Origin of the sequence: Mesorhizobium sp. M1227 (genome assembly GCF_040318315.1) — a bacterium.
GTDB lineage: Bacteria > Pseudomonadota > Alphaproteobacteria > Rhizobiales > Rhizobiaceae > Mesorhizobium.
In genome coordinates, this window is sequence record NZ_JAMYLZ010000127.1 from 1 (window position 1) to 509 (window position 509).

Genomic DNA, 509 nt, shown 5'->3' on the forward strand with positions numbered 1-509 from the left:
TGGCTCATGCTGTGCTGCTAACTGCGCTCGTAAGGGCGACCTTAAGAGCGCAGCCTCGCTACCGTGCCGTCCTCTCGCAAGGCGGCCTTCGCCGGAGGGTATCGCTTGCGCAGGCGAACGCTTCGACTCTCTAAGTGACGACGCCGCAATATTAGCATCGCTCGTCGTGCAATTTCTCGAAATGCGCAACTCGACGACCGCTTGCTAGGCGTGTTCGTTGCCCAGCGTTCACGAAGGGGGACGCGCTAGCGGACGAATCCCGATCACCCAGTTTACGGTTACTGCGTTCCTACCCGATCACCGCTTGGCGCTGTCGCTGTCCGCTTCGGCCCGCGCAAGGAACTGCTCGGTCGTGGAGGGAAGACGGGATTTCAGCCAATCCGCCATCGCGACTTCCTCTTGCAGATTCTCTTCGCAAGCCCGAAGAACCTCGGTTTCGCCGAGCGATCGAGCGGCGGCAATCAGGATCGTGTAGGAGGCGATTTCCATGTGCTCGAACGTGTAGCTCG

At 60.3% G+C, this 509-nt stretch carries 1 protein-coding gene; it reads right to left on the reverse strand.

The genetic code is table 11. The features are described 5' to 3' along the window. Window positions 1-297: 297 nt before the first annotated feature. Window positions 298-509 (reverse strand): DUF892 family protein (locus NKH28_RS34410; RefSeq protein WP_352981479.1); only part of this gene is annotated, 212 nt, incomplete at its 5' end.